This is a genomic window from Nitrobacter hamburgensis X14, assembly GCF_000013885.1.
In the GTDB taxonomy this organism is placed as follows: domain Bacteria; phylum Pseudomonadota; class Alphaproteobacteria; order Rhizobiales; family Xanthobacteraceae; genus Nitrobacter; species Nitrobacter hamburgensis.
This window is the reverse complement of record NC_007964.1, coordinates 2837451-2863345: the sequence shown is the minus strand read 5'-3', so window position 1 is coordinate 2863345 and position 25895 is coordinate 2837451. Positions and strand designations below refer to the sequence as shown.

The following is a 25895-nucleotide window of genomic DNA, read 5'->3' as shown; positions in this document are numbered from 1 at the left end:
CGCATGGCCATCAATCATCTCGACCCGCCGACCGGGCGGATCGCGGACAACGTCATCGGCTTTGCGCGCGCGCTGCGCGCCGCCGGCCTTCCGGTTGGCCCGGGCGCCGTCATCGCCGCGCTGAATGCTCTGCACCTGATCGACATTGGCAACCGCGCCGACGTCTTCACCACGCTTGAATCGATTTTCGTGACGCGCCACGACCATGGGCTGATCTTCGCCCAGGCCTTCGATCTGTTCTTCCGCGCCGCGGGGCAATGGAAAAACGTACTGGATTCGGTGCCGCTGCCGGACCAGGCAAAGAAGCCGCCGTCGCCCGCGTCGCGGCGCGTTGACGAGGCGCTGTCGCAGCCGGCGATCACCAGTGAGAGCGAGGCGTCGCAGGAGCAGGAGACCCGGCTTTCCGTCTCCGACCGCGAGGTGCTGCAGGAGAGGGACTTTGCCCAGATGAGCGCGGCCGAGATCGCAGAGGTCACGCAGGTCATCGCGACAATGAAACTGCCGCAGGCTGAGTTGCGCACGCGGCGCACCCGGCCAGATCATCGGGGGCTGCGGCTCGATCTGCGCCGGACGCTGCGCGGCAGCCTGCGCACCGGCGGCGAGATCGTCGATATTCATCGCCTCGGCCTGATCGACAAGCCGGCTCCGATCGTGGCGCTGCTGGATATCTCCGGCTCGATGAGCGAATATACCCGCTTGTTCCTGCATTTCCTCCATGCCATCACCGATGCGCGCAAGCGCGTCTCGGTCTTTCTGTTCGGGACGCGTTTGACCAATGTCACCCGCGCGCTGCGGGCGCGGGATCCGGACGAGGCGCTGGCCGCCTGTTCATCCGTGGTCGAGGACTGGGCCGGCGGGACGCGGATCGCGACCTCGCTGCACAACTTCAACAAGCTGTGGGGCCGGCGCGTGCTCGCGCAGGGCGCCATTGTGCTGCTGATCACCGACGGGCTGGAGCATGAGGCCGACTCGAAACTGACGTTCGAGATGGATCGCCTGCACCGATCCTGTCGCCGGCTGATCTGGCTTAACCCGCTTTTGCGCTATGACGGCTTTGAACCAAAGGCGCAAGGCATTAAAATGATGCTGCCGCACGTTGACGAATTTCGTCCGGTGCATAATTTGTCATCTATCAAGGGGCTGATCGCCGCGCTGTCTCCGGCGTTGGCACCGTATCGCCGTGATCCCTCCGCCCCGCAGCTTGAATTGAGTGGCCGCCATGCTCGATCGCGATGACGATATTCTGAAGGCGGCCGAGGACTGGCAGAAGGCCGGCCACGGCGTTGCGATCGCGACAGTCATTGAGACCTGGGGCTCGGCCCCGCGCCCGGCAGGATCGAGCCTCGTCGTCAACGACGAGGGCACGTTTCTCGGCTCGGTCTCCGGCGGGTGCGTCGAAGGCGCCGTGGTGACCGAGGCGCTGGACGTAATCTCCAGCGGCGTGCCCAAGATGCTGGAGTTCGGTGTCGGTGACGAGACCGCGTGGACTGTCGGATTGTCCTGCGGCGGCACCATCCGTGTCTTCGTCGAGAAAGTCGGCTGACCGCGAAATGAAAACTGCCACGCTTGCAGAGATCAATAGGGAGCGAGCCGCGCGGCGGCCGGTGATCGTGGTTACCGATATCGGTAATGGCGAACAGCGCGTCGTGAAGGCTGCCGACCTCGCCGGCGATCCTTTGCATACGGAGTTGGACAGGCATCTGCGCATGGGCAGGAGCGGGACGGTTGAGATCGACGGTCGGGAGCTGTTCCTGAACGTCTACGCGCCGACAGCGAAGCTTGTGATCGTCGGTGCGGTTCACATCAGTCAGGCGCTGGCGCCGCTGGCGCGTTCGCTCGGCTATGATGTCACCGTGGTCGATCCGCGCACGGCGTTTGCGAGTCCGGAACGGTTTCCGGACGTACCGCTGATCGCCGAGTGGCCCGACGTCGCGCTGCCGCCGCTCAACATCGATCACTATACCGCCTTCGTCGCCGTGACTCACGATCCCAAAATCGACGATCCGGCGCTGCTGCACGCGGTTGAGCGCGATTGCTTCTACATCGGAGCACTGGGCTCGCGGAAGACCCACGCCGCGCGCGCCGGCCGGCTCAAAGCACAAGGCGTTTCCGAGGCCGGCATCGCACGCATCCATGCGCCGATCGGGCTGGAGATCGGCGCCATTTCACCCTCCGAGATCGCCGTGGCCATCATGGCGGAAATCACGGCGCAGCTACGGCTGCCGAAAGCGAGCGCGGCATGAAATTTGGCTCCGCTACCCCGGACGACGCGATCGGCGGCGTCACCGTTCATACGCTGCGGCAGGGTGCGTTTGTGCTCAAGAAGGGCACCACCATCGGGCCTGTGGAGGTCGAGGCGCTGATCAGAGCGGGCGTGAAGGAGGTCGTCGTCGTCCGCCTCGAGGACGGCGATGTGTCCGAGGACGTGGCGGCGGCGGATGTCGCGAAAGCTGTCGCCGGCGATGGCGTCACGGTGGAGCGGGCGTTCACCGGCCGGGCCAACCTGTTCGCGGCGCGGGCCGGCGTGCTGGTGATCGATCGCACAGCGGTCAGCCGTATCAACAATGTCGACGAAGCCATCACGTTTGCGACGCTCCCGGCCTACAAACCGGTGGTTCAGGGCGAGATGGTCGCCACCGTCAAGCTGATTCCGTTCGGCGTCGAGGCGAAGCTGCGCGATGCGGCGGTTGCGGCGGCGCGCCGCGATGTGTTGCGGGTTGCGCCGTACCGCATCAAGCGTGTCGGCATCGTTTCGACCGTGCTCCCTGGCCTCGCGCCAAAGGTGATCGACAAGACCTTGCGCGTGACCGCCGATCGTCTCGCGCCCGCGGGCGCGACGATCATCGCCGAGCGTCGCGTGCCGCATGACGAAGCCGTGCTGACGGCGGCGATCAAGGAAATGCTCGATCTCGGCGCTGAACTCGTCATTGTGTTCGGTGCCTCCGCGATTGCCGACCGCCGCGATGTCATTCCCGCGGCTCTCACCGGCGCCGGCGGCGTTGTCGAGCACTTCGGCATGCCGGTCGATCCGGGTAACCTGCTTCTGATCGGAAAAGCGCGCGGCGTGCCGGTGCTGGGCGCGCCGGGTTGCGCACGGTCTCCCGTTGAAAACGGGTTCGATTGGGTGCTGATGCGTCTGCTCGCCGGATTGAAGGTCGCGCGACGCGACCTTACCGGCATGGGAGTCGGCGGTCTGCTGATGGAAATCGTGACGCGGCCGCAACCGCGTATTTCGCCTGTGACCGACAACAACTGCAATATTGCGGCGGTGATCCTCGCCGCCGGGCGTTCGACCCGCATGGGCGGCTCCAACAAGCTTTTGGCGGAACTGCGCGGCAAGCCGCTGGTCCGCATCGTGGCCGAGCAGGTGCTGGCATCAAAAGCATCGAGCGTTACCGTCGTCACCGGTCATCAGGCCGCGGAGGTCGAGCGCGCGCTGCGGGGGTTGAACGTTACCTTTGTGTACAATCCGGACTTTGGCGCTGGCCTCGCCGGCTCGGTCAAGACCGGCATCGCGGCGGTTCCGAAAGAGGCTGGCGGCGCCTTGGTTTGCCTCGGTGACATGCCGCTTATCGATGCGCACCTTGTCGATCGGTTGATCGCGGCCTTTGCCCCGGATCAGGGCATGCTGATCGCGGTCCCCGTCAGCGACGGCAGTCGCGGCAATCCGGTGTTATGGTCGCGGCGATTTTTCGGCGAGCTGATGTCGCTCGAGGGCGATGCCGGTGCGCGCCATCTGTTCGCGCGCCATGGTGAAGCTGTGGCGGAAGTCGCGGTTGACGGTCACGGCGCGTTCCTCGATATCGATACGCCTCAGGCACTGGCGGAGGTTCAACGCGGCTGATCGCGGCGTCCCGTTGCGTAAGGATGCTGTCCAAAAGCGCTGCAACAGGCCGGCTCGATCTCGGGACTCCTTGAGCCGTCACTGTCGGATCAGAATGCCGACCCGCCCATAGATGCCGCTGCGGTCGAAACTGTCCTCAACGAAGCCGGCGCCAACCGACCATTCCAGCGGCCCGGTCTTGAAGCCGGTGAAGTGCGCGCCGATCCGGTACTGGGTGCTGTACTCGTCGGCGGATGCGGAGACTTCAGGCCCGATCCAGAACCGATCGAGGAGGCGCCAGCCAGCCGCCGCGCGGGCGCTGTATCCCGATCCGATCGTCGTGGCCGAGGCGGCGGCCGCCACCATCATCGCGGACATAGGCTCCCACCATAACTCGGTCGCGACCCGGGCGCCGAAATGGCTGCCGCGCAGCTTGTCGGTCGAAATATCGGGTTTCAACGCATGACTTTCGACGGCCGGTCCGGCGAAGACCTTGATCTCGACATTGCCGCGCTTGACGCGCCAGCCTGGCAGGACCGAAGCGCGGAAGATGTTGGTGGTGAAGCGCTGCGTCGGCGTGTCGTAGCGCTCGAAATCGCCGGACATGAACAGGCGGATGAGGAGGCCGTCCTTATTCAGGTCGCCCTGCGGCGCCAGCAGCATCCCGTCGTAGCCGGCCTGTCCGTTGCGCCAGAGATCGACGCCGCTGAAAAACAGGAATCGTTCGGGTTTGGAGCCGCCGCTGAGATAGTCGGCCAGCGGCGGACCGGCGGCCGCAGGCTGGGCCAACGGCTGACCCATGGTCGCGCACGTCAGCAAGGCTGCCAAACACGTTGCACGCGATACCCCCAACGCACGGAGCCCCCCACAAGCCAACCGTTATATACGTACAACTACTGATAACAGGCGGTCGCGAGGGCGTAAGGGAACAATGGGAGAACTTCCCCAGAGACCTTGGGGCCGGCGTCGTTCTTACAGGCCCGGGCTGGGGTCTGCTCGTAACCTTGTCGATGCCATACCGATCCTTCCGTCACTTCACCCGCGCGATCAGTTCCATCGCGCCCGCGGGCGCGCGCACCTTGCCCTCGTGGATCACGTAGGCGAACACGTCGCGCGGTGTTGTCTTCGGCTTGGCCGTGTCGACGCGCGGCAGGTCGTCCGGTTCGCCGCCTTCGGCCCAGGACTGAAATCGCTTCGCCCAGGCATCGAGCTGCTTCGGAGGGTAGCAGGTCTCGACCTCGTCGTTGCCCTTCTGCAGACGCGCATAGACGAAATCCGCGGCGATGTCGGCGATCGCCGGATACTTGCCGTGCTCGGCAAACACCACGGGTACTTCGAACTGCCGCAACAGTGCGATGAAGGCGGGTGTGCGGAAGCTGTCGTGGCGGACTTCGACCACATGCCGCAGCGGGTGCCCCTCCAGTTTGCGCGGCAAGAGTTCCAGGAACTTGCCGAAGTCGATTTCGTCGAATGTCTTGGTCGGTGCGAACTGCCACAGCACCGGGCCGAGACGGTCGCCCAGTTCCAGCACACCGGAATCATAGAAGCGCTTCACCGAATCGCGGGCCTCGGCCAGCACCCGGCGATTGGTGGCGAAGCGCGGCCCTTTCAGCGAGAATACAAAGCCGTCTGGCACCTCGCGCGCCCATTTGCGGAAGCTTTCCGGCTTCTGCGATCCGTAATAGGTGCCGTTGATCTCGATCGAGGTGAGTTTCGAGGCGGCGTATGCCAGTTCCTTCGCCTGTGTCAGCTTGTCGGGGTAGAAAACGCCGCGCCACGGCGCGAAGGTCCAGCCGCCGACGCCGATGTAGATCTTGCCTGCCTTGCCTGCCATGTGACCTGCCTCTTGCGGATATTCCGGCCGTACCCATCTCATTGGCAACGGCGATGTTGAAGCCCGCTCCATCGCCGGGACGACCACGGGATAACCTGGCTTCGCCGGATGTACGCGCGCCATGTTATGCGTGGTCGTTGGCTTTTGCCTTATTTCCATCCATTTTTGGCTTGTGGAAAATTTCCGGCTCCCGCGCCGGATTCGCCGTCTTGAGGCCGGTTGCCTTGGCATCGGCGACCGCCACGGATATATGCTGGCGCCATGAATGAAGCCATAAGACCGGCGCCGGTCGATCCATCAACCGGAATGCCGCGCCAGCTTTCCGTCGTCGTGCCGACTTTCAACGAGCGCGACAACGTGGTTGCGCTGTACCGGAAGTTGTCGGCCGCGCTGACGGGAATCGCGTGGGAAGCCATCTATGTCGACGACAACTCCCCCGACGGGACCTTCGACGTGGTGCGGAAGCTGGCCGCGATCGATCCGCGCGTTCGCTGCATCAGGCGGATCGGACGGCGCGGCCTATCGGGCGCGTGCATCGAGGGCATTTTGGCATCGAGCGCGCCGTGCACCGCGGTGATGGATGCCGACCTTCAGCACGATGAAACCCGGTTGCCGAAGATGCTCGCGCTTCTGGAAAGCGACGCCGCCGACCTCGTGGTCGGCAGCCGTTACATCGAAGGCGGCAGCGCCGACAGCTTCGACAAGCAGCGCGCGGGCTTCAGCATGCTGGCAACCTCGGTCGCGAAGCGGCTGCTGCACATCGAGATCGCCGACCCCATGAGCGGCTTTTTCATGATCCGCCGCGACCGCTTCGAACAGCTCGCGCCCGAGCTTTCGATCCAGGGCTTCAAGATCCTGCTCGACGTGATCGCAACCGCGCGCGGCGCGTTGCGCGTCACGGAAATTCCCTTCACGTTCGGCTCGCGGCTGCACGGCGAGAGCAAGCTGGATTCGATGGTCGCGCTGGACTTCCTCGGCCTGGTGCTGGCGAAGCTGACGCGTGATGCGGTCTCGCTACGATTCCTGCTGTTCGCGCTGGTCGGGTCGGTCGGCGTCGTCGTCCATTTCGCCGGTCTGTTTGTCGCGCTTGATGCGCTGCGATGGCCGTTTCCGCACTCGCAGGCTTTTGGCGCGGTCCTGGCGATGACCAGCAATTTCCTGCTCAACAACTTCCTGACCTATCGCGACCAGCGCCTGAAAGGGATCGGGATCCTGCGCGGCCTCCTTGTTTTCTACTTGGTGTGCAGCGTCGGTCTGCTCGCCAATGTCGGCGTCGCGTTCTCGGTCTACAATCAGGAGCCGATCTGGTGGCTGGCAGGCGCCGCCGGCGCGCTGATGGGCGTGGTCTGGAACTACGCGGTGTCCAGCCTGTTCGTTTGGCGCAGGCGATAGCACGGCGATGGGTCTGACCGGGACGCGGTCCGCCCGCGCCGTTGTTCTCACGGTCCTCGCGCTGGTGGCGCTGCGGCTAGTCTGCGCGGCGCTGACGCCGCTGACGTTCGACGAGGCCTATTACTGGACCTGGTCGAAGCATCTGGCCGGCGGCTATTACGATCATCCGCCGCTGGTGGCGATCGTGATCCGCCTCGGCACCATGATCGCCGGCGATACCGAATTCGGCGTCCGGCTGGTCTCGATCCTGCTGGCGCTGCCGATGAGCTTTGCGGTCTATCGCGCCACAGTGCTGCTGTTCGACAGCGCGCGTGCGGCGGCGACGGCAACCGTTCTTCTCAACGTCATGCTGATGGTGGCGGCCGGCACCGTGATCGTGACGCCGGACGCGCCGCTGATGGCGGCATCGAGTTTCGTGCTGCTGTGTCTCGCCGAATTGCTCGCGACCGGACGCAGGGCCTGGTGGCTCGCGGTGGGCGCGGCTGTGGGCGCAGCGCTGGTGTCGAAATATACCGCGCTGTTCTTCGGTCCGGTGATCCTTATCTGGCTGTTGGCCGTGCCGGAATTGCGCCGCTGGCTGAGGTCGCCGTGGCCCTATCTCGGCGGGCTGGTCGCGCTGGCGATATTCTCGCCGGTCGTGATCTGGAACGCCGACCACCATTGGGTGTCGTTCGCCAAGCAGTTCGGCCGCGCGCGCGTGGACCAGTTCACCCTTCGCTACATTATCGAGTTGATCCCGACGCAAATCGCCTTCGCGACCCCGCCGGTGTTCGTTCTCGCCGCGATGGGGCTATTTGCATTGTCGAAGCGCGACGAGGGCACGCGGGCCGCGCGGGCGCTGATCAGCGCGACGGTCTGGACGCTGACGATCTATTTCGTCTGGCATTCGCTGCACGCTCGCGTCGAGGCCAACTGGTTCGGGCCGATCTATCCGGCACTGGCGGTCGCAGCCGCGGTGGCCGCCGACGTCACGCGCTGGAAGCCGCGCGGCCGGCATATCGCCGATGTCTGCCGCCGCTGGGCGGTGCCGGTGGGCGTTGCGATGTTGGTGGCGCTGGTGGTGCAGGTGAACACCGGCCTTCTCTCAGGATATCGGCGCGATGCCTCGGTGCGCAGCGTCGGTGTCGGCTGGCGCGGGCTTGCCACTGAGATCGAGGCGGTGCGCGCGAAAACCGGCGCGCGCTGCGTACTGGCTCAAAGCTATGGCGTCGCGAGCTGGCTTCGGTTTTACCTGCCGAAGGATACTTGCGTGGTGCAGCGTTTCGAGCGCATCCGCTGGATCAACGGTCCGCAGCCGGCAGCCGACCAGCTCACGGGCAAACTGCTCTATGTCGATGACGGATTGGAAGGGTGGGGGCGCCCCGCGCGGTATTTCAATCACGTCGAGAAGGTTGCAACCCTGGAACGCAAGCGCGGGCCCCTGACGGTCGAGACCTTCGAGATCGATGTGGTGGCGGACCCCAAGGGCGACGTGCTCGAGCCGCTACCGGCGGGGCTGAAGTAGCCCGGTTCACCTCTGACCCGGTTCGTCCGGACATCCGACATCACCCCATGAACGGGCAGCAGCCCACGCGCACTTTCGTTCACCGCCCCCTCGTCAAAAAAAAGGGCCTAGCAGGCTGTTGAAGAAGTTTCCCACGGAGACGGATATGGAATGGAGTCAGCGTGATCTGCGGGCGGCGCCACCATCAGGGTCCTGATCGAGCATCTTGACGGTGCACGACTTGTGTTTCACGCGGCGGCTGCCAGGAGTTTGGGCAAGCGGATCAGGTTGTAGGCCGCCAGCGCCAGGGTGAAGGTGGCGTTGACGCGGTCGCGGCCTCGCAGCTTGATCTTGGCAAGTCCGGCGGAGGCCTTGATCCAGCCGAACACCTCCTCGATGCGCTTGCGACAGCGTTGGCTGACGGCATATCCGGCATGACGGAGAGTCCTCTGGTCGATCGCGGTCTTGCGCGGCTTTCCGGTCTTGCTCAAATGCCCGTCGATGGCGATGTGCGGCGTGACCGAACGCCGTCTTAAGTCCTCGACGAATGCGGTGACGTCATAGGCCTTGTCGGCGCCCAGCGTGATCCGCCGCTCGCTTTGGCCGCGGTGGCAGTCGATCAGCGCCAACGCCTGATCCCGCTCCGCCGTTCCGGTCGCCCGGCTCACGCCACCCAGCACCGCCAGTCCGTTGCGGTTCTCCATCAGGGCATGGCCGATGTAGCAAAGCTTCGCCGGCTGGCCGCCGCCCTTCTTATAGAGCCGTGCCTCGGGATCGGTCGTGCTCTGATGCGTCTCGTTGCAGCGCTTCTCGTTGTGGAAACTGCGCTCGGCGTTGCGTCCCGGTCCATCACTGTCCTGGTCACCGCCGTCCTTGCGCCGGAAGCTCTTGATCGATGCCCACGCCTCGATCAGCGTGCCGTCGACCGAAAAATGCTCGCTTGATAACAGCCGCTTGACCTGGTGCTGCCCCATCAGCGCGTTCAAGAACTTCGCGGCGATCTCACCTTCAAGCAATCGGTCGCGGTTCTTCGAGAAGGTCGAGTGGTCCCACACCGGGTCGTCCACGCCCAAGCCCACGAACCAGCGCAACAGCAGGTCGAACTCCAGCCGCTCCATCAACTGCCGTTCCGAGCGGATCCCGTAGAATGCCTGCAGCAGCATTGCCCGAAGCAGCTTCTCCGGTGCGATCGAGGGACGGCCGAACGCCGTGTAGAGCTTGTCAAAGTCCCTCGACAGATCATTCAACGCCGCGTTCGCGATCTGTCGGATCGTTCGCAGCGGATGGTCGGAGCGAATCCGAGCCTCCAAGTCCACATAGCTGAACAGCGAGCCTGACCGTTCGTCGCTTCCCCGCATCGCTCCCCCCTCGACGCATCCGCATCAAGAGAATCATGCCCAGAACCGCTGCGCCAGAGACTTCTTCAACAGCCTGCTAGAGCCTTTTCGCTTCTGATGGAATCAGAAGCGGGCTCTATGTTTGATTTGACGCGTTTTCTTCACGCGAACCGGTGTCCACTTCACTCGAAAACGCTCCAGTTCTCGGAATTTGTCAAAGCTGGAGTTCCGCCGATCCTGTCGGCTCGGTCCGTTGTGAAACGCCTTCACTGGCAGTGCGTTGAGATAGGCGGGCGGGCGTCACTCCGTCATGACTCCCAGCAGTCCGCAAGCAGGAGGAAACATCATGCCTGAAAAAGCCAAGCCCGTTCCGGATGGATTTCACACCGTGACGCCGTATCTTGTCGTCGACGATGCCAAGGCCGTGATCACCTTCATGCAGCAGGCGTTCCAGGCGGAGTTCGTCCATCGGCCGACGCGGCGGCCGGACGGCAAGCTGATGCACGCGACGCTACGTATCGGCGACGCGCGGGTGATGATCGGCAACGCGTCCGAGCGCGCCAAGGCGATGCCCGCGATGCTTTATGTCTATGTGCCGAACGTGGACGAGGTCTACGCCGCCGCGATTAAGGCCGGCGGCACGGAGATCATGGCGCCGAGCGACATGTTCTACGGCGACCGCTCCGGCGGCGTCACGGATCCCGGCGGCAATCAATGGTACATCGGCACGCACATTGAGGACGTGAGCGACGCGGAGTTGCAGAAGCGTGCGAATGAGATGTTCGCGAAGGGGTAGGAGTGCGCCGCCGCCGGTTATCCTGGCAGCATTGCCAAACTATCGTTCGTCATTCCGGGGCGCGAGCATCTTGCGAGCGAACCCGGAATCCATAGCCCCGGTCTTGCCGGTGACGGCTGAGCGCGGGCACAGGGCGTATGGGCTGAAGTTCTTGCGTCGGTCGGTCGAAGGATCCACATCGCGCCGATACACAAAACAAAAGGGCGCGGTTCGCACCGCGCCCTTTGTATTCTGATTGGCGTGTAGGGCTTCTTAGAAATCCATGCCGCCCATGCCGCCGCCCGCAGGCATCGCGGGGCCGCCGGCGTTCTTCTTCGGCAGCTCGGCGACCATCGCCTCGGTGGTGATCAGCAGCGCCGCGACCGAGGCCGCGTTCTGGATCGCGGCACGCACGACCTTGGTCGGGTCGATGATGCCCTTCGAGATGAGGTTGCCATATTCGCCGCTCTGCGAGTCGAAGCCGTACGAATACTGCTCCTTCTCGAGGATCTTGCCGACGATGACGCTGCCGTCTTCGCCTGCGTTGATCGCGATCTGGCGGGCCGGCGCCGACAGCGCCTTGCGCACGATCTCGACGCCGGTCTTCTGGTCGTCGTTTGCGGTCTTGATGCGCTTGAGCTGCTCGGAAGCGCGGAGCAGGGCGACGCCGCCGCCCGGCACGATGCCTTCCTCGACCGCGGCGCGGGTCGCATGCATCGCGTCATCGACGCGATCCTTGCGCTCCTTGACTTCGACTTCCGTCGCGCCGCCGACGCGGATCACCGCGACGCCGCCGGCGAGCTTGGCCAGACGCTCCTGCAGCTTCTCGCGGTCGTAGTCCGAGGTTGTTTCCTCGATCTGCGCCTTGATCTGGGCCACGCGCGCCTCGATGTCGGCCTTCTTGCCGGCGCCGTTGACGATGGTGGTGTTCTCCTTGTCGATCATCACCTTCTTGGCCTTGCCGAGCATGGCGAGCGTGACGTTTTCAAGCTTGATGCCGAGGTCTTCGCTGATCGCTTGACCGCCGGTCAGGATGGCGATGTCCTGCAGCATGGCCTTGCGGCGATCGCCGAAGCCCGGCGCCTTCACCGCGGCCACTTTCAGGCCGCCACGAAGCCGGTTGACGACGAGGGTAGCGAGCGCTTCGCCTTCGACGTCTTCCGCGACGATCACCAGCGGCTTGCCGGTCTGCACCACGGCCTCGAGCAGCGGCAGCAACTCGTTCAGCGAGGAGAGCTTCTTCTCGTTGATCAGGATGTAGGCGTCGTCCATCTCGACACGCATCTTGTCGGCGTTGGTGACGAAGTAGGGCGAGATATAGCCGCGGTCGAACTGCATGCCCTCGACGACGTCGAGTTCGGTTTCGAGCGACTTGGCTTCTTCAACCGTGATGACGCCCTCGTTGCCGACCCTCTTCATGGCGTTGGCGAGGAACTTGCCGATTTCGGAATCTCCGTTGGCCGAGATGGTGCCGACCTGGGCGATTTCGTCGTTCGAGGTCACCTTCTTGGAGTTCCGGACGAGGTCGGCGACCACGGCTTCCACAGCCAGGTCGATGCCGCGCTTCAAGTCCATTGGGTTCATGCCGGCGGCGACCGACTTGGCGCCCTCGCGGACGATGGCCTGGGCCAGAACCGTCGCGGTGGTGGTGCCGTCGCCGGCCGCATCCGCGGACTTGGAGGCGACTTCGCGCACCATCTGTGCGCCCATGTTCTCGAACTTGTCCTCGAGTTCGATTTCCTTGGCGACGGTGACGCCGTCCTTGGTGATGCGGGGCGCGCCGAACGACTTTTCAAGCACGACGTTGCGGCCCTTCGGACCGAGCGTGACCTTCACCGCGTTGGCGAGGATGTCCACGCCGCGCAGCATCTTGTCGCGGGCGTCGACGCCGAATTTGACATCTTTGGCTGACATGTTGGGTTGTTCCTTTGGATGTTTCGGAGCCCGTCATCCCCGCCGAACGACTTGGTTCGGCTGTGAGGAGCGAGCCACTCTTTGCGGCGAGCCCCGAAGGATGACGGAGGAGCTTTTGCTTCATCCGTCGAGACGCCGGCTGCGCCGGCTCCTCGGGATGACGGAGCAGGGGAGTTACGCGGCCTTCTTCTTGGCGGGAGCGGCATCGGTGAGAACACCCATGATATCGGACTCCTTCATGATAAGGAGGTCCTGGCCGTCGATCTTGACCTCGGTGCCCGACCACTTGCCGAACAGCACCTTGTCGCCAACGTTGACGTCGATTGGGATCAGCTTGCCGGCCTCGTCACGGCCGCCGGGGCCGACGGCGACGATTTCGCCCTGCGAGGGTTTTTCCTTGACGGTGTCGGGAATGATGATGCCGCCAGCGGACTTCTCTTCGGCGTCGATGCGCTTGACCACGACGCGGTCGTGAAGCGGACGGAATTTCATGCAGTCCTCCTAAGTTTCTGAAGATCGATGGGTATTTCTGAATTTGGCAGTCGCGGCCAATGAGTGCCAAGGCGACCGATCAGGACATAAGCCGCCGCTGAGAGGCGGACAAGGGTCTGAAGCGGATTTTTTAGGAACTCAAAGAAGGCGACTATCAACGCTCATCGTCAATCTCAACGCCTGACGATACAGTGTTAGCAGACGCGGTAAGTCGCTGCCAGTGTTGAATTTATCAACATTTTGTCGAACTTTAGGCTTGCGATCGGCGCGTCGCGCGTCACATTTTCTCCATGACCCGTTGTGGGATGGTGGCCGTCAGGGCGCTGGTTCCGAATGCGGGTTCATCGAGGGATTGGAGCGTTACCGCAAAATCGGTCGCCACCTTTTGCCGATAGCGCTGCCTCCCTTAAGGAGGTTTGACATGGTTTCGAAGCATGACATGCAGTCCGGCGGCGTTTCGGGCGACTTTCGCAAGCAGGTGCTGGGCTACGGCCTGACGACGGCGGAAATCCTGTATCGCCGTCCGGATCGGCAATGGCTGCTGCAAAGCTACGTCTGGCAGAACTACGATATGTTTCCGAAATTCCCGGTGCTGTGTGACTTCCTCGCCTTTTGGGAGAAGCGGCTCGACGGACCGCTGGTCTCGGTGACGGTCGCGCATTCGAGATTGATCAAGCCCGCGGAACTGCGTGCGGTGGACGGCGTGTTCCGGCTGCATTGAGCATTGCCGTCGTAACCGGGCGATGCCAACGACCGCGACGAGATGCGGCGCCGGTCACTCATGGCGACCTGCTTTCGCCGCCGAGGCGCGCCTTCGCTGGCTTGACGCTGGAGCGGCTGCGCGTCATGTCAGGATCGCGAATGCTCACCGCCGTCTCAGGAGCTGGCTTATTCCTGAATGGCTACTGTTGCTGCCGAATTCGGCAGCCTGGCCGTGCCAAAAATTTCTGTTCTTGCTCGGTGCGCGCACGTTAACGACGCGGCAGGTCCCGCGGGCGAGGACAACGGTCCTGCTGACGGCAAGGAGAGGTTATGGGTGACATCATCACCGCGGGCGTTCTGGTGATCGGCGACGAAATCCTGTCCGGGCGGACCAAGGACAAGAATATCGGCTTCATCGCCGACTATCTGACGAATATCGGAATCGATCTCAAGGAGGTTCGCATCGTTGCCGACGATGAAGCCGATATCGTCGCGGCGCTGAACGCGCTTCGCGCCCGGTACACCTATGTCTTCACCACCGGCGGTATCGGCCCGACGCATGATGACATCACCGCCGACAGCGTCGCAAAAGCCTTTGGCGTCGGCATCGATCATCGTCCCGAGGTGGTGGAGCGGTTCAAGGAGCGCTACAAGAAACCGGGCGAATTGAACGAGGCGCGGTTGCGCATGACGCGCATCCCCGATGGCGCCGAACTGATCCAGAGCGCGACCATTCTGGCGCCGGGTTTCAGGATCGGCAACGTCATCGTCATGGCTGGAGTGCCATCGATCATGCAGGCGATGATGGATATCGTCGCGCCGACGCTGCGAGCGGGCGAGCGGATGCTGTCGGAATCGGTGCGCGGCGATTGCCGCGAGGGCGACATCGGCACGCCGCTGCGTGCGATCGCCGAGGCGCATCCGGACACCACCATCGGCAGCCATCCGTTTCTTGACGAGAATGGCAAGTCGAACACAAGGCTTGTGGTGCGCTCGCGCGATCAGGCCAAGCTGACGGCGGCGATGGACGCGGTGAGGGCGATGCTGGTGGGGCTCAAGGCGGCGCAGTAAACCGACCTTCGCTTGTCCGGCCGGCGTCGCTCGCGCGCCGGTCCGGAATGCGGATATGATGAGGCTGGGTTGCCGGCGCGTACTCTGCAAGAGAGCGCTCGTGGCTCGTGACGAGGAAAAATCCAAGTGACCGCAAACACGACTCCCGGCAAGGCCTTTCCGGTGTCCTGGGACCAGTTCCACCGCGATTGCCGGGCGCTGACCTGGCGGCTGAACGAGACCGGGCCGTTCCATGCGGTGGTCGCGATCACCCGCGGCGGCCTCGTGCCTGCGGCGATCGTGGCGCGCGAACTCGGCGTCCGCGTCATTGATACCGTCTGTATCGTAAGCTACGACCACAACCAGAAAAGCGAATTGAAGGTGCTGAAGGACATTTCCGATGCGACCGCGAAGCTCGGCGGCGGCACCGGCAAGGGTCTTCTGATCGTCGACGATCTTGTCGATACCGGCGCTACCGCGCGAGTGGTGCGCGCCATGATTCCGGATGCGCATTTCGCCGCCGTCTATGCCAAGCCGCTCGGCAAGCCGCTGGTTGATACGTTCATCACCGAGGTCTCGCAGGACACCTGGATTTATTTCCCGTGGGATCTCGACCTTGCCTTCGCCCCGCCGTTGCGCGACGGCGCGGCGTGATCCGTTGCTGAACCGGGGCCGTATCAACGGCAGCGTTTGCAACGGCCCCGACTCTGCGGAACAGCGCAACTGCGTTGCGCCGCGTCCGGGACGGGGAGAGTGCTTTCATGCCCCTGCAAAACCGCGTCACGCCTTCAGGCGACATCGTGGCGGTACCGCAGCGCGGCACCTTCACCGGCAACCGCGGCATCATTCACGATCCGGCGACGCGGACGCTGCTGAAGCGGCGCTGGACCACACAAGCCTGGATCGTCTGCATCTGCGAATTCCGCGGCCGTCGCCGCGATGTGATGGCGACGCGGAGCTGGACCGAGCTGTTCTTTCTCGACGAGGCGACGGCGTTCGCGGCAGGGCATCGTCCGTGTTTTCATTGCCGTCGCGCGGATGCCAACGCGTTTCGTTCCGCGTGGGAGCGCGGCAATTGCGCCGGCGGTCTGCGCGCGCCGGAGATCGACGCTGTGCTTCATGCGGAACGGCTGGACGGCCGCGTGAAGCGGCTGCATCCGCTGCCGATGCCGCTCAGTGAATTACCCGATGGCGCGATGGTGCAGGCAGGCGGCGACAGTTTTCTAATTGCGGATGGTCGGCCACTGCTGTGGACCTTCGACGGCTATCGTGAAGCGAGTCTGCCGCTCGTGGACGTGCGGTTGATCACGCCGCCGTCCACTGTGCGGGCGTTGCGGTCCGGTTATCGCGCGGTGCTGCATGGGAGCGCGACGAGTTCGGTACCGTAGCGGGATAGCAGCATGTGGAGTGCTTTATGATCGACATCATGACACCGAGCCTCTGTTGTCATCCACGTTTGTCTATAGCGTTTTCGAGCGAAGTGGGTACCGGTTCGCGTCAAGAAAACGCGTCAAAACAAAAAGCTGGAGCCCGGCTTTGATTCCATCAAAGCCGGGATAGCTCTAGCGACGGTTGACAAGACACCGATGGCCGGGCCAAGCCGACCAAACGAAAACAAAGGAAGCAGGCCTATGATCGAATTCTTCTTCGATTGTTCCAGTCCATGGACCTATCTCGCTTTCCACAATATCCAGCCGCTGGCGAAAGAATTTGGCGAACAGATCTCGTGGCGGCCGATTCTGGTCGGCGGAATATTCAATACCGTCAACCCGAGCGTCTATGCTTCGCGGGAAAAACCCGTGGCGGCGAAAGACCGCTATATGAAGAAAGATCTCGCGGACTGGGCGCGAGTGGCGGGGCTCGCGATCAAGATGCCACCGACGGTGTTTCCGGTGAACAGCGTCAAGGCGATGCGCGGCTGTCTCTGGCTTGGCAACGGTGCGATGGTTCCGTTCGCCACGTCGGTGTTCGAAGCCTATTGGCGCGATGACAAGGACATCTCGCGTGAGCCGGTGCTGGCCGATATTTGCAAATCGCTCGAGATCGATCCGGAAAAGCTTCTGACCGGCATCGGCGATGAAGGCGTCAAGAACGAACTCAAGGCGAATACCGACGAGGCGATCGCGCGCGGCGTGTTCGGGTCGCCGACGATCTTCCTTAACAAGACCGATATGTATTTCGGCAACGACCGCTTGCCGCTGATCCGCGAAGCGCTGCAGCGGAAGAAGGCCGCGTGATAACCGCGTGCCGCCGTTTGCCGCGAACTCGGTCAGCCGCGGAAATTTCGCAGGAGCACATTCCTACGTCTTCTTTAGATTGAGAAAGGCGCGGGCGCGCATAACCAATCCAGCATGCTCGGAGTTGGAGTTTTGCATCTCCGCGATGAGTTCGATTACCTTTTCGGCTTCCTTCAACATGGTTTCGGCGACAATACGACGCCTGCCTTCCCTGCCGAGTTGCTCGCCGATTGACCGATGGGATTGATCCAGCGCATCCCATTCCGCCGCAGCGTTTCTCAGCGCCTCGGCCTGCGATTCGATGAGGTCGGCGGCCGCTGCGCAAGCCTTCGCGGCATCCTTTACAACGACACCGTGCCAAAGTTCAGTGAGGTTATGCTGGTAGCCCTCCTGAAGCATCTCGGCGTCTTGCCGCAACCGCTCCACCAGGTTGGCCACGTCGTCGCTCGGGGTCATCGGGTCGTCTCCTGCATCATCTTGATCAGGTCCTGAAAAAATACGCCGACAACGGTGAATGCAATAGGGGTGAATGCAATAGGCGGTATCGACCCGTTCGCGGATTTGCGCGGCGGTTCATTGCGCTCGCTTCCTCCGGAGAACGGGAGAAGAACGTTTTTGCCAAACGCGAGGGGGCCTGCCATTGCATTTCCCCTCTAGGTGTTTGAAAAGAAATGCGCGCGGGCATGGCGGAATCGGTAGACGCAAGGGACTTAAAATCCCTCGGCTCGTGAGAGCTGTGCCGGTTCGAGTCCGGCTGCCCGCACCATACGTTCAGGATGAGTTCGCATGACCCAGCATCAGCGCAATATGTCCACGCCGATCGACCCGGTGAAACTGGATCGTCTCGCCGAAGTCGCGGTCAAGGTGGGCTTGCAGCTCGCGCCGGGGCAGGACCTTCTGATCACCGCGCCCGCCGCCGCGCTGCCGCTGGTGCGGCGGATCGCCGAACATGCCTACAAGGCCGGTGCGGGGCTGGTAATGCCGTTTTTTTCCGATGAAGACATCACGCTGTCGCGCTACAGATTCGGGCCGGACGCGAGTTTCGATCGAGCCGCAGGCTGGCTCTATGAGGGCATGGCGAAAGCGTTTACCGCGAACACCGCACGGCTCGCCGTCGTCGGCGACAATCCGATGCTGCTCTCGGGCGAGGATGCTGCGAAAGTCGCCCGCGCCAACAAGGCGAACTCCATGGCCTACCAGCCGGCGCTCGAGAAAGTCGTCGGCTTCGACATCAACTGGAATATCGTTGCTTATCCGGGCACGGCCTGGGCCACGCTGATGTTTCCCGACGACAGCGAAAGCGACGCGGTGGCGAAACTTGCTGACGCGATTTTCTCCGCCTCGCGCGTCGACAACGATAATCCAATCGCGAACTGGACCGCGCACAACGCCGCCTTGCGGCAGCGTACCGACTGGCTCAACGGCCAGCGCTTCCGTGCCCTGCATTACTCCGGGCCCGGCACCGACCTGACGGTCGGCCTCGCCGATGGTCATGAATGGGTCGGCGGCGCTTCCACGGCGAAAAACGGCATCGTCTGCAATCCGAACATTCCGACCGAGGAGGTGTTCACGACGCCGCATGCATTGCGGGTCGAAGGCCACGTCCGCAGCACCAAGCCGCTGTCGTATCAGGGCACGCTGATCGACGACATCGCCGTGCGCTTCGAGCAGGGTCGCATCGTCGAAGCCAAGGCGTCGCGCGGCGCCGACGTGCTGAACAAGGTGCTGGATACGGATGAGGGCGCGCGACGGCTCGGCGAGGTCGCGCTGGTGCCGCATTCTTCGCCGATCTCGAAGAGCGGCCTGTTGTTCTACAACACGCTGTTCGACGAGAACGCGGCCTGCCACATCGCGCTCGGCCAGTGCTATTCGAAGTGCTTCGTCGACGGCGCCAAACTGTCGCCGGAGCAGATCTCGGCGCAAGGCGGCAACAAGAGCTTCATTCACATCGACTGGATGATCGGATCCGGCGAGATCGATATCGACGGCATCGGCAGCGACGGCAGCCGCGTTCCCGTCTTCCGCAAGGGAGAGTGGGCGTAAGCCGCCTGATCGCACCGACGGCCTCAATGCGGTCACGAGCCGGTGCTTTACGCAGTTTTAATCGGGTGCTTTACGCAGCTTCAATGCAGTCGGCCTGAACAGGGGACCATGTCGGACCGTATCGTCAACGACCGTCGTCAGTGGCTATCCGCCGCCGCGATCGCGTTGCTGGTCGCGGCTGGCGGTCTTTCCGGTTGCGCCAACCTCGGTGACGGTCCGGTCTCGGGGGCGTTCGTCGATCCCGCGAAGTACGATCTCTACGACTGCCCGCAGCTCGACGCGCAACGCAAGTCTTTGGCGGCGCGCACCGCCGAATTGCAGAGGCTGATCGACAAGGCCCATACCGGTGTCGCTGGCTCGGTCGTGGCGGAGGTTGCGTATCGCAACGACTACATCACCGTTCGCGCTTCGGCCAAGCTCGTCGAACAGGAATGGCAGCGGAACAAGTGTCACGAGGCGGCGCCCGCCGCAACCACAGCCCCGGCGAGCAGCGCACGCGGTGCGCCGCCACCGAGGCGCTCCGGCAGCGCTGTTTACTGATCTCCGACGATCCCGCAATGACGGATAAGTAAATGAGCCGGATCCGCCTGATTCAGGGCCGCCAATTGTAGATCCAGTCCTGACGCGCCAGCAGACGTCGCGGTCCCATCGCCCTGATGGCGAGATCGCGCGCCAGAGCGGCGGCTCCCCCGAGATGGTAAATCCGGCCGTTCCGTTGCGCGAGCGCCTGCACGCGCGCGACGCGCGCGCGGCGTAAGCTTGTGTAGCGCGCAAGTGCAGCGGCAGCGCCGTGGGCGCTCTCGTTCGCGGCTTCGCCGAGACACTGCGCCAGTACCGCGGCATCCTCGATCGCCATGCCCGCGCCCTGCGCGGCAAACGGCAGCATGGCGTGGGCGGCGTCACCTAGCAAAGCCATTGCGTCGCGGTGCCACGCGGCCATCGGGGGAATCGTAAACAGCGCCCACTTGCGCCAGCCGTCCACGGCGTCGATCATCATGCGCGCCGGCTCAGACCAGCGCGCTTGTGAAAACCGGTGCTTGATCTCCGCCGCATCGCCAGCGGCGCTCCAGCCGGGCTGGTTCCAGGCGTCCGGTACCACCGCGACGATGTTGATCTGCCTTCCGCCCGACATCGGATAGGCCACGAGATGCGCGTCCGGTCCCATCCAGAGCCGCACCCGGCGCGCGGTCATGTCGTGCGGCAACTGCGCCGCCTCGATGGTTCCGCGCCACGCGGTCAGGCCGGAAAACAGCGGCCTCGCATCCGGAAAGAGCCGAGTTCGCAGCGCGGACCACACGCCGTCGGCGCCGATCAGCGCCCATGCAGTCTCCTGCCGGCTTGTCATGCCGTGGCGCACACCCAAAGTTACGCCGTTGCCGTGCGCCGCCACGCTTTCGATCGCCGCACCAAGGCACAACTCGATCTCGGGATGATCGCGAGCCTGTTCCAGCAACGCCGCCTGCAGGCCGGCGCGATGCACCACCCAGTAAGGCGCGCCTGCGCGCAACGCCGCCGCCTCGCCAAGCGGCAGGCGGCAGATCTCGCCGCCGTGCCGCGCGCTCATGATGCTGATAGCCTCTGGCACGAGTGCGCGTGCGGACAGTCGCGCGTGCAGGCCGAGGCCGATCAGGATGCGACTTGCGTTCGGCGACAGTTGCAGGCCCGCGCCGGCCTCTTCGAGGCGCTCGGCCGTCTCGATGATGAGGATGCGAAAGCCCTTGGCGGCCAGCGCAAGCGACGCCGTTAAACCTCCGATCCCGGCACCGGCGACAACGACTGTGCGCGACCGGGTCACAGGCCGATCAGGCCGCCTTATCCCTCACCACGCATTCCGGGGGGCGGGCCTGTCCGGGGCCGAGATCGGCCGCGAACCGGTACAGCGTCGAGCAATATGGGCAGATGATTTCGCTGTCGTTGCCGAGGTCGAGAAAGACGTGCGGATGATCGAACGGTGGATTGGCTCCGACACACATGAATTCCTGTGAGCCGATCTCGATAACGGCGACGCCGGCATCGTTATGAAAGTGGGGGACTACGTGATCAGACATGCTTTCCACCTCGGATCGTTGCGCGACATTTAAAGCGCCGGATATGACGCGCCGGATACGCAACGACAATCGCGCCGCACCATACTGACCGGCACTTCCGATTTCTAGATCGCCGGAAACAGATTTGGAAAATTTTGCGGGTCAATTATCCATACACATTCGACATAATCCTGTCGTCTGGGAGAAGCCCTTCTTTCGTCGTGGAAGTTGTGTCTGAATAACGGCACACCACCTTTAGGCGCACGACGAAGGCAGGCCTGACGGGATTTCGACGATGCGATGGCGGATTGGCAGCGCGATGACGGGGGCGGCGATATGCGCAACGGCGTTCGCTCTGCTGTGGCCGCATGCCAAGGATGCCGGCGCCGTATTGATGGTACAGGACGATCCCGCGCGCCTCTCCGACCTTCAACTCGATTCCATACTTCGCAATGATCCGGCACTGGTCGAGCAGAACATCAAGGCCGCACTTGCGGCGCAAGATACGAACCTCGCGAACAGCTTTGTCGATCTTGCGGCAGCGAGGGGAATACCGATACCCGGCGAGTTGTCGCAACGCGTTGCCGAAGCCGTCAGAGAAGAAAATTCTACCGGACACATGGCCGGGAGATTCCTCGCCGGGCTGGTTACCGGCAATGCCGATGACGGTGCGAGCCTGTCGGGTACGGTCGCAGGCGATCTATGCGTATTCGGTGATGTCCGGGACATCATGCGCGAGGGCAAGCACCTGGCGATGGGCGAGGATACCGACCGGCTGTTGCTGGGGCTCGCCGCAACGGGTCTCGTTGTGACGGCGGCCACCTTTGTGTCCGTCGGCGGCGCGGCTCCGGCCCGCGCCGGCCTCACGCTGGTCAAGGACGCCCGGAAGGTTGGGCGGCTCGGTGAAGGTCTGAGCCGGTGGGCAGGCCGTTCGGCGCGCGAGATGGTCGACACGCGGAAACTGCAAGACGCCGTCGCGACGGCGGCACTGGCACGGCCGCGTCAGACGGCCGGCGCGATCAAGGCTGCGATCCGCGCGGAGAAGGCCGGCGGACTGGTGCGTCTCGCCAAGGATGTCGGCCGCATCGGCGAAAAGGCCGGGACACGGGGTGCGCTCGACACGCTGCGGATCGCCCAGGGACCAAAAGATGTCGCACGCGCAGCGCGGCTTGCCGGAGCTAAAGGCGGCCAAACCCGTGCGATTATCAAGATTTTGGGACGCGGGGCGCTGCTGCTCACCACCGGCGCGTTCAATCTCGCGATGTGGGTGCTCAGCGCGGTATTTGCGCTATTCGGCTTCCTGTCATCGATCAAGGCCACGACCGAGCGCCTGACGCTGTCATGGCTGCAACGTTCAAAAGCCAGGCGGCTGCGGCGGCAGTCCGCCGTGCCGTCATAACTTCTCACCGGTCGTTTGCCGACCATCTCGTTGCCATCCCGATCCACGGAATTTGCCGATGCCGAGCTTTCATCACGGCGACGTTGAAATTGCCTACCTCGACGAGGGCGAGGGTGACCCCGTCGTTCTCGTGCATGGTTTTGCGTCGAGCAAGAACGTTAACTGGGTGTATCCGACCTGGGTGTCGGAATTGCGCAAAAACGGGTTCCGGGTGATTGCGTTCGACAATCGCGGCCACGGCGATTCCAGCAAGCTCTACGATCCGGAAGACTATCACATCGGCACGATGGCGAGCGACATCTCCGCACTGATGGATCACCTTGCCATCGCGCGCGCGGACGTCATGGGCTATTCGCTCGGCGCACGGATGACGGGAATTCTGGCACAGACCCGGCCTGAACGGGTGCGCTCCGGAATCTTCGGTGGTCTGGGTATCGGTTTGATCAAGGGTGGCGGCCCCGGCGAAAGCGTCGCCAGGGCGTTGGAAGCGCCGTCGCTGGACGACGTGACGGATCCGTTCGGCCGCACGTTTCGCGCATTCGCCGATCAGACCCGCTCCGACCGTCGTGCGCTGGCGGCGTGTTTGCGCGGATCGCGGCGGCTGATGACGGAAGCGGAGGTCGCCAGCATCAAGGTGCCGACGCTGATAGCGGTCGGCACCAAGGATGAGATCGCGGGATCGGCGCAGGCGCTTGCAAACATCATCCCCGGCGCGGAAGTGCTGGACATTCCGAACCGCGATCACATGCGCGCGGTGGGTGACAAGGTCTACAAGGAAGGCGTGCTGAAATTTCTGTCACGCCGGCCGTGAGGCCGACCCATAGCGATTGGCGAGGGAGCGCGCCGCCGCGATCAACACCACGAATGTTGCGATCCAGACCATGCGCGCACCGTAGCGGTTGTGGGGGCCGGATATCACGCCACAGATGAAGGCGTTGCCGAGCAGTGCGACGCAAACCGTCGCGGCGAGCAGTTCGACGTCGTCAAGGCGCCGTCGCCACAGGGCCGCCAGGGCGATGCCGGCGAGCAACAGCATCGAGGTGAGGGCGACCGGGATATGAATCCAGTTGATCGCCGCGAACTTGATGTTCCAGTGCTGCTGACGCGCGGCGCGCATGGCCTTCACCTGTTCCGGTAGATAGCGTTCGATGATGCCGTAGGTGTGCGGAATCCAACCGGTGGTGCCTTCGCCGGTGCCGACTTGCACGAGTTGCTCCGCCGTTGCTTCGACCGCCGCTTCGGTCTGCCAGAGCGGATAGGCGGCCAGCGCTTGCGTTGCGATGAATTCCATCTCGCCGTTCATGCCTTCGAAACGGCCGAGCTTGTTGAACACGCTGTCGTTGCCCCAAAGAAAGTCGTCCGCTGTTGCCGGCAGTTGATTGCGGTAGGGGCAAAGCTTCAGCTTGATCTTGTCGCAGTGGTCGTTGAGGTAGCGCGCGACGATGCCGTCCTGCATCATGCGTCCGAACGACACGCCGGCGCCGCCCGGCGTCCAGGCAAGCCGGCCCGACAGCGCGTAATTCGCCGCCAGCAGCATGGCCGCGCCGGCGACGAGCGTCAGGCAGCCCTGAATCAGGCCGGCAATCGGAAGCCTTCGGCCGAGCCATGGCTTGACGACCCATCCCGCGCAGCACAGGCCCAACAGCACGCCGAACGTCGCTGTGTGGGTCGCCGCCGCGAATGACGTATACAGAAACAGCGAAACCCGCTCGATGGTCGAGAGCTTGCCGTTGTGCACGACGAGGATAAATAGCGCGAGCACTCCCAATCCCGCGAAAATGTCGGTCAGCAACATGCTGGCGAGCCACGGCAGCGCCGTGGCCAGGGTCAGGATCACGGCGATGGCGAGAAGCCGCAATGGCTGCGCCAGGGAGAGCACCCGCAGGGTCAAATGCAGGATCCACAGCGTCAGCAGCGCCTGACATGCCAGATTGAGCCAGAAAAACGAGTCCTTCCCTAAATGAAGGTAGATGCCGTACACGGTCGAGCGGCTCGGCTCGAGATAGCCCTCGTACCATCGCGCCAGGTAGCCGCCGGTATCGTATTCCAGCAGCGGATAACCGTTCCAGATCGCGGGGGCGAGCAGCAGAACGGGAATGACGATCGCCGCGATCCAGGCCCAGGGCGCTGCCGCGGCGCGCGTGTATAGGACGCGGGTAGATCGGGTAGAAATGGGGGTCTCTCCAGTGGGCGGCGCACCATTCGGCATATTGAGTATCCGGCGCGAATGCATAAACTGTGTGACGTAAATTGGCCCGATGGTGGCTCGGATTGTGAGGATTCCGAGCCGTCCCGGGGGTAGCGCGAAGCCGGCCGGCGTGCCGATATAGTGCGGTCGTTCAATTGCTTAGATGGTCAGTTCACCCTAAGCAGGCCGGATGAATATCCGCTGAACGGCGAGGACAACGACGTCGCGTCATGCTATGCTGCGGCACAGAATTTGAGGTTGCGAGACGACCATGGCGATCCAGCAAGTCAATTCGCAGAATCCAAAGCTTGCGGCGCTCGATCCGATCTGGGATCGCATCCGCGGCGAGGCCGAGGACATCGTTCGCCGCGAACCCGAATTGGCATCCTTCATCTATTCGACGGTCCTGCATCACGATCGTCTTGAGGCTGCGGTGGTGCATCGCGTCGCCGAGCGGCTCGACCATTCGGCGCTGTCGGGCGACCTGATCCGTCAGACCTTCGACGAGGCGCTGCGCGACGATCCCGACATCGGCAACGCGTTCCGCGCCGATCTGGTGGCGGTGTACGACCGCGATCCGGCGACGTCGCGGTTCATCGATCCGCTGCTCTACTTCAAGGGCTTCCATGCCATCCAGAACCACCGCCTTGCGCATTGGCTCCATCGGAAGGGCCGCAAGGATTTCGCCTATTACCTGCAGAGCCGCGCCTCGGCGGTGTTCCAGACCGACATCAATCCCGCGGCGAAAATCGGCCGTGGCATTTTCCTCGATCACGCCACCGGCTTCGTTGTCGGCGAAACCGCCGTCATCGAGGATGACGTGTCGATCCTGCATGGCGTGACGCTCGGCGGCACCGGCAAGGAAAATGAGGACCGCCATCCGAAGATCCGCCATGGCGTGCTGATCGGCGCCGGCGCGAAGATTCTCGGCAACATCGAGGTCGGACATTGCGCGCGCATCGCCGCCGGATCGGTCGTCGTGAAGGCGGTGCCGCACAACGTCACCGTTGCGGGCGTTCCGGCCAGGATCGTCGGCACGGCCGGCTGCTCGGAGCCGTCGCGTACGATGAACCAGATGCTGAATGCGATGTGACTTTCTCGGGCGAAAATTCTTTTTTGGATACTTGAGGTTCGAATAAACCGGTGGCGGCGCAAGCCGTCTCGCTCTAGAACCCTGCGAGCCCCAGATCATAGCGGAG

At 63.5% G+C, this 25895-nt stretch carries 26 protein-coding genes and 1 tRNA gene; 18 read left to right on the top strand and 9 right to left on the bottom strand.

Going from position 1 to position 25895, the window contains the following annotated elements; translation table 11 throughout:
* Positions 1–3 precede the first annotated feature (3 nt).
* From NHAM_RS13325 to NHAM_RS13310, 4 genes are read left to right on the top strand one after another with little or no spacing between them, the layout of a single operon-like run.
* The gene (locus NHAM_RS13325) at positions 4–1236 is read left to right on the top strand and encodes a vWA domain-containing protein (RefSeq protein ID WP_011511052.1); all 1233 of its coding nucleotides are present in this window, start codon (positions 4–6) and stop codon (positions 1234–1236) included.
* Entirely contained in the window at positions 1220–1543 is a 324-nt protein-coding gene (locus tag NHAM_RS13320) for an XdhC family protein (RefSeq protein WP_041358129.1), read from the top strand. Before NHAM_RS13325 ends, NHAM_RS13320 begins: the two co-directional genes overlap by 17 nt.
* Positions 1544–1550: 7 nt before the next feature.
* Positions 1551–2243: an XdhC family protein gene (locus tag NHAM_RS13315; protein ID WP_011511050.1), complete on the top strand. Its 693-nt coding sequence runs from the start codon at positions 1551–1553 to the stop codon at positions 2241–2243.
* Positions 2240–3844, top strand: a complete 1605-nt coding sequence (locus NHAM_RS13310; protein ID WP_011511049.1) for an NTP transferase domain-containing protein — start codon at positions 2240–2242, stop codon at positions 3842–3844. Before NHAM_RS13315 ends, NHAM_RS13310 begins: the two co-directional genes overlap by 4 nt.
* A gap of 78 nt (positions 3845–3922) precedes the next feature.
* Here the strand turns inward: NHAM_RS13310 and bcsS are convergent, their stop codons facing one another.
* Together bcsS and NHAM_RS13300 are read right to left on the bottom strand one after the other, a co-directional pair.
* Positions 3923–4624 (bottom strand): cellulose biosynthesis protein BcsS, encoded by a 702-nt coding sequence (bcsS, locus tag NHAM_RS13305; RefSeq protein ID WP_245269883.1) that lies wholly within the window; start codon positions 4622–4624, stop codon positions 3923–3925.
* Positions 4625–4853: 229 nt separating this feature from the next.
* The gene (locus NHAM_RS13300; RefSeq protein ID WP_011511047.1) at positions 4854–5657 is read right to left on the bottom strand and encodes a DUF72 domain-containing protein; all 804 of its coding nucleotides are present in this window, start codon (positions 5655–5657) and stop codon (positions 4854–4856) included.
* 261 nt (positions 5658–5918) lie between these two features.
* Between NHAM_RS13300 and NHAM_RS13295 the strand changes: the two genes are divergently transcribed.
* Together NHAM_RS13295 and NHAM_RS13290 are read left to right on the top strand one after the other, a co-directional pair.
* Positions 5919–7049, top strand: a complete 1131-nt coding sequence (locus NHAM_RS13295) for a glycosyltransferase (RefSeq protein ID WP_011511046.1) — start codon at positions 5919–5921, stop codon at positions 7047–7049.
* Between the two features lie 7 nt (positions 7050–7056).
* Complete coding sequence (locus NHAM_RS13290) at positions 7057–8553, top strand: glycosyltransferase family 39 protein (RefSeq protein WP_011511045.1); 1497 nt, start codon at positions 7057–7059, stop codon at positions 8551–8553.
* 227 nt (positions 8554–8780) lie between these two features.
* On the opposite strand, the gene NHAM_RS13285 is transcribed toward NHAM_RS13290, so the two are convergent.
* Positions 8781–9890, bottom strand: coding sequence for an IS5-like element ISNha7 family transposase (locus NHAM_RS13285; RefSeq protein WP_011509106.1), 1110 nt, complete (start codon positions 9888–9890; stop codon positions 8781–8783).
* Between the two features lie 325 nt (positions 9891–10215).
* Here NHAM_RS13285 and NHAM_RS13280 point away from each other — a divergent pair, with 325 nt between their 5' ends.
* The gene (locus NHAM_RS13280; protein ID WP_011511044.1) at positions 10216–10665 is read left to right on the top strand and encodes a VOC family protein; all 450 of its coding nucleotides are present in this window, start codon (positions 10216–10218) and stop codon (positions 10663–10665) included.
* A 252-nt stretch (positions 10666–10917) separates the two neighbouring features.
* Here NHAM_RS13280 and groL read toward each other — a convergent pair whose 3' ends face one another.
* Positions 10918–12558, bottom strand: a complete 1641-nt coding sequence (groL, locus tag NHAM_RS13275; protein WP_011511043.1) for a chaperonin GroEL — start codon at positions 12556–12558, stop codon at positions 10918–10920.
* A gap of 174 nt (positions 12559–12732) precedes the next feature.
* A complete protein-coding gene (locus NHAM_RS13270; RefSeq protein WP_011511042.1) occupies positions 12733–13050 on the bottom strand; it encodes a co-chaperone GroES in 318 nt (105 codons plus the stop codon).
* Between the two features lie 421 nt (positions 13051–13471).
* On the opposite strand from NHAM_RS13270, the gene NHAM_RS13265 reads away from it, so the two are divergent.
* The 5 genes from NHAM_RS13265 to NHAM_RS13245 all read left to right on the top strand — a co-directional run bounded on the left by NHAM_RS13265 (position 13472) and on the right by NHAM_RS13245 (position 17039).
* Complete coding sequence (locus tag NHAM_RS13265; RefSeq protein ID WP_011511041.1) at positions 13472–13771, top strand: usg protein; 300 nt, start codon at positions 13472–13474, stop codon at positions 13769–13771.
* A gap of 311 nt (positions 13772–14082) precedes the next feature.
* Positions 14083–14823: a competence/damage-inducible protein A gene (locus NHAM_RS13260; protein WP_011511040.1), complete on the top strand. Its 741-nt coding sequence runs from the start codon at positions 14083–14085 to the stop codon at positions 14821–14823.
* A 126-nt stretch (positions 14824–14949) separates the two neighbouring features.
* Positions 14950–15456 carry a xanthine phosphoribosyltransferase gene (gene gpt, locus NHAM_RS13255; RefSeq protein ID WP_011511039.1) on the top strand — a complete coding sequence of 169 codons (507 nt, stop codon included), beginning with the start codon at positions 14950–14952 and terminating at the stop codon, positions 15454–15456.
* A 107-nt stretch (positions 15457–15563) separates the two neighbouring features.
* Entirely contained in the window at positions 15564–16190 is a 627-nt protein-coding gene (locus tag NHAM_RS13250) for a hypothetical protein (protein ID WP_011511038.1), read from the top strand.
* Between the two features lie 243 nt (positions 16191–16433).
* Entirely contained in the window at positions 16434–17039 is a 606-nt protein-coding gene (locus tag NHAM_RS13245) for a 2-hydroxychromene-2-carboxylate isomerase (RefSeq protein WP_011511037.1), read from the top strand.
* A gap of 63 nt (positions 17040–17102) precedes the next feature.
* Here the strand turns inward: NHAM_RS13245 and NHAM_RS13240 are convergent, their stop codons facing one another.
* Positions 17103–17495 carry a hypothetical protein gene (locus NHAM_RS13240; protein WP_011511036.1) on the bottom strand — a complete coding sequence of 131 codons (393 nt, stop codon included), beginning with the start codon at positions 17493–17495 and terminating at the stop codon, positions 17103–17105.
* A 221-nt stretch (positions 17496–17716) separates the two neighbouring features.
* Between NHAM_RS13240 and NHAM_RS13230 the strand changes: the two genes are divergently transcribed.
* The 3 genes from NHAM_RS13230 to NHAM_RS13220 all read left to right on the top strand — a co-directional run bounded on the left by NHAM_RS13230 (position 17717) and on the right by NHAM_RS13220 (position 19622).
* Positions 17717–17805, top strand: a tRNA-Leu gene (locus tag NHAM_RS13230).
* A gap of 20 nt (positions 17806–17825) precedes the next feature.
* Complete coding sequence (locus NHAM_RS13225) at positions 17826–19082, top strand: aminopeptidase (protein ID WP_011511035.1); 1257 nt, start codon at positions 17826–17828, stop codon at positions 19080–19082.
* Positions 19083–19190: 108 nt separating this feature from the next.
* Positions 19191–19622 (top strand): twin-arginine translocation pathway signal, encoded by a 432-nt coding sequence (locus tag NHAM_RS13220; RefSeq protein ID WP_011511034.1) that lies wholly within the window; start codon positions 19191–19193, stop codon positions 19620–19622.
* A 52-nt stretch (positions 19623–19674) separates the two neighbouring features.
* Here the strand turns inward: NHAM_RS13220 and NHAM_RS13215 are convergent, their stop codons facing one another.
* Both NHAM_RS13215 and NHAM_RS13210 read right to left on the bottom strand, forming a co-directional pair.
* Positions 19675–20877: an FAD-dependent monooxygenase gene (locus tag NHAM_RS13215; protein ID WP_011511033.1), complete on the bottom strand. Its 1203-nt coding sequence runs from the start codon at positions 20875–20877 to the stop codon at positions 19675–19677.
* Between the two features lie 7 nt (positions 20878–20884).
* Positions 20885–21130, bottom strand: a complete 246-nt coding sequence (locus NHAM_RS13210; RefSeq protein WP_011511032.1) for a zinc-finger domain-containing protein — start codon at positions 21128–21130, stop codon at positions 20885–20887.
* 274 nt (positions 21131–21404) lie between these two features.
* Here NHAM_RS13210 and NHAM_RS13205 point away from each other — a divergent pair, with 274 nt between their 5' ends.
* Together NHAM_RS13205 and NHAM_RS13200 are read left to right on the top strand one after the other, a co-directional pair.
* Entirely contained in the window at positions 21405–22508 is a 1104-nt protein-coding gene (locus tag NHAM_RS13205; protein WP_011511031.1) for a hypothetical protein, read from the top strand.
* 58 nt (positions 22509–22566) lie between these two features.
* The gene (locus NHAM_RS13200; RefSeq protein ID WP_011511030.1) at positions 22567–23319 is read left to right on the top strand and encodes an alpha/beta fold hydrolase; all 753 of its coding nucleotides are present in this window, start codon (positions 22567–22569) and stop codon (positions 23317–23319) included.
* Here NHAM_RS13200 and NHAM_RS13195 read toward each other — a convergent pair.
* Positions 23305–24717: a hypothetical protein gene (locus NHAM_RS13195; protein ID WP_245269882.1), complete on the bottom strand. Its 1413-nt coding sequence runs from the start codon at positions 24715–24717 to the stop codon at positions 23305–23307. The two genes, NHAM_RS13200 and NHAM_RS13195, sit on opposite strands and share 15 nt — an antisense overlap.
* Positions 24718–24967: 250 nt before the next feature.
* On the opposite strand from NHAM_RS13195, the gene cysE reads away from it, so the two are divergent.
* Positions 24968–25789 carry a serine O-acetyltransferase gene (cysE, locus tag NHAM_RS13190; RefSeq protein ID WP_011511028.1) on the top strand — a complete coding sequence of 274 codons (822 nt, stop codon included), beginning with the start codon at positions 24968–24970 and terminating at the stop codon, positions 25787–25789.
* The last annotated feature ends 106 nt before the right edge of the window (positions 25790–25895 follow it).

Excerpts from the sequence above, each read along its gene's own strand:
- NHAM_RS13325 (WP_011511052.1), top strand. The coding sequence starts at position 4 with ATGGCCATCAATCATCTCGACCCGCCGACCGGGCGGATCGCGGACAAC.
- NHAM_RS13320 (WP_041358129.1), top strand. The coding sequence starts at position 1,220 with ATGCTCGATCGCGATGACGATATTCTGAAGGCGGCCGAGGACTGGCAG.
- NHAM_RS13315 (WP_011511050.1), top strand. The coding sequence starts at position 1,551 with ATGAAAACTGCCACGCTTGCAGAGATCAATAGGGAGCGAGCCGCGCGG.
- NHAM_RS13310 (WP_011511049.1), top strand. The coding sequence starts at position 2,240 with ATGAAATTTGGCTCCGCTACCCCGGACGACGCGATCGGCGGCGTCACC.
- bcsS (WP_245269883.1), bottom strand. The coding sequence starts at position 4,624 with ATGGGTCAGCCGTTGGCCCAGCCTGCGGCCGCCGGTCCGCCGCTGGCC.
- NHAM_RS13300 (WP_011511047.1), bottom strand. The coding sequence starts at position 5,657 with ATGGCAGGCAAGGCAGGCAAGATCTACATCGGCGTCGGCGGCTGGACC.
- NHAM_RS13295 (WP_011511046.1), top strand. The coding sequence starts at position 5,919 with ATGAATGAAGCCATAAGACCGGCGCCGGTCGATCCATCAACCGGAATG.
- NHAM_RS13290 (WP_011511045.1), top strand. The coding sequence starts at position 7,057 with ATGGGTCTGACCGGGACGCGGTCCGCCCGCGCCGTTGTTCTCACGGTC.
- NHAM_RS13285 (WP_011509106.1), bottom strand. The coding sequence starts at position 9,890 with ATGCGGGGAAGCGACGAACGGTCAGGCTCGCTGTTCAGCTATGTGGAC.
- NHAM_RS13280 (WP_011511044.1), top strand. The coding sequence starts at position 10,216 with ATGCCTGAAAAAGCCAAGCCCGTTCCGGATGGATTTCACACCGTGACG.
- groL (WP_011511043.1), bottom strand. The coding sequence starts at position 12,558 with ATGTCAGCCAAAGATGTCAAATTCGGCGTCGACGCCCGCGACAAGATG.
- NHAM_RS13270 (WP_011511042.1), bottom strand. The coding sequence starts at position 13,050 with ATGAAATTCCGTCCGCTTCACGACCGCGTCGTGGTCAAGCGCATCGAC.
- NHAM_RS13265 (WP_011511041.1), top strand. The coding sequence starts at position 13,472 with ATGGTTTCGAAGCATGACATGCAGTCCGGCGGCGTTTCGGGCGACTTT.
- NHAM_RS13260 (WP_011511040.1), top strand. The coding sequence starts at position 14,083 with ATGGGTGACATCATCACCGCGGGCGTTCTGGTGATCGGCGACGAAATC.
- NHAM_RS13250 (WP_011511038.1), top strand. The coding sequence starts at position 15,564 with ATGCCCCTGCAAAACCGCGTCACGCCTTCAGGCGACATCGTGGCGGTA.
- NHAM_RS13245 (WP_011511037.1), top strand. The coding sequence starts at position 16,434 with ATGATCGAATTCTTCTTCGATTGTTCCAGTCCATGGACCTATCTCGCT.
- NHAM_RS13240 (WP_011511036.1), bottom strand. The coding sequence starts at position 17,495 with ATGACCCCGAGCGACGACGTGGCCAACCTGGTGGAGCGGTTGCGGCAA.
- NHAM_RS13225 (WP_011511035.1), top strand. The coding sequence starts at position 17,826 with ATGACCCAGCATCAGCGCAATATGTCCACGCCGATCGACCCGGTGAAA.
- NHAM_RS13220 (WP_011511034.1), top strand. The coding sequence starts at position 19,191 with ATGTCGGACCGTATCGTCAACGACCGTCGTCAGTGGCTATCCGCCGCC.
- NHAM_RS13210 (WP_011511032.1), bottom strand. The coding sequence starts at position 21,130 with ATGTCTGATCACGTAGTCCCCCACTTTCATAACGATGCCGGCGTCGCC.
- NHAM_RS13205 (WP_011511031.1), top strand. The coding sequence starts at position 21,405 with ATGCGATGGCGGATTGGCAGCGCGATGACGGGGGCGGCGATATGCGCA.
- NHAM_RS13200 (WP_011511030.1), top strand. The coding sequence starts at position 22,567 with ATGCCGAGCTTTCATCACGGCGACGTTGAAATTGCCTACCTCGACGAG.
- NHAM_RS13195 (WP_245269882.1), bottom strand. The coding sequence starts at position 24,717 with ATGCCGAATGGTGCGCCGCCCACTGGAGAGACCCCCATTTCTACCCGA.
- cysE (WP_011511028.1), top strand. The coding sequence starts at position 24,968 with ATGGCGATCCAGCAAGTCAATTCGCAGAATCCAAAGCTTGCGGCGCTC.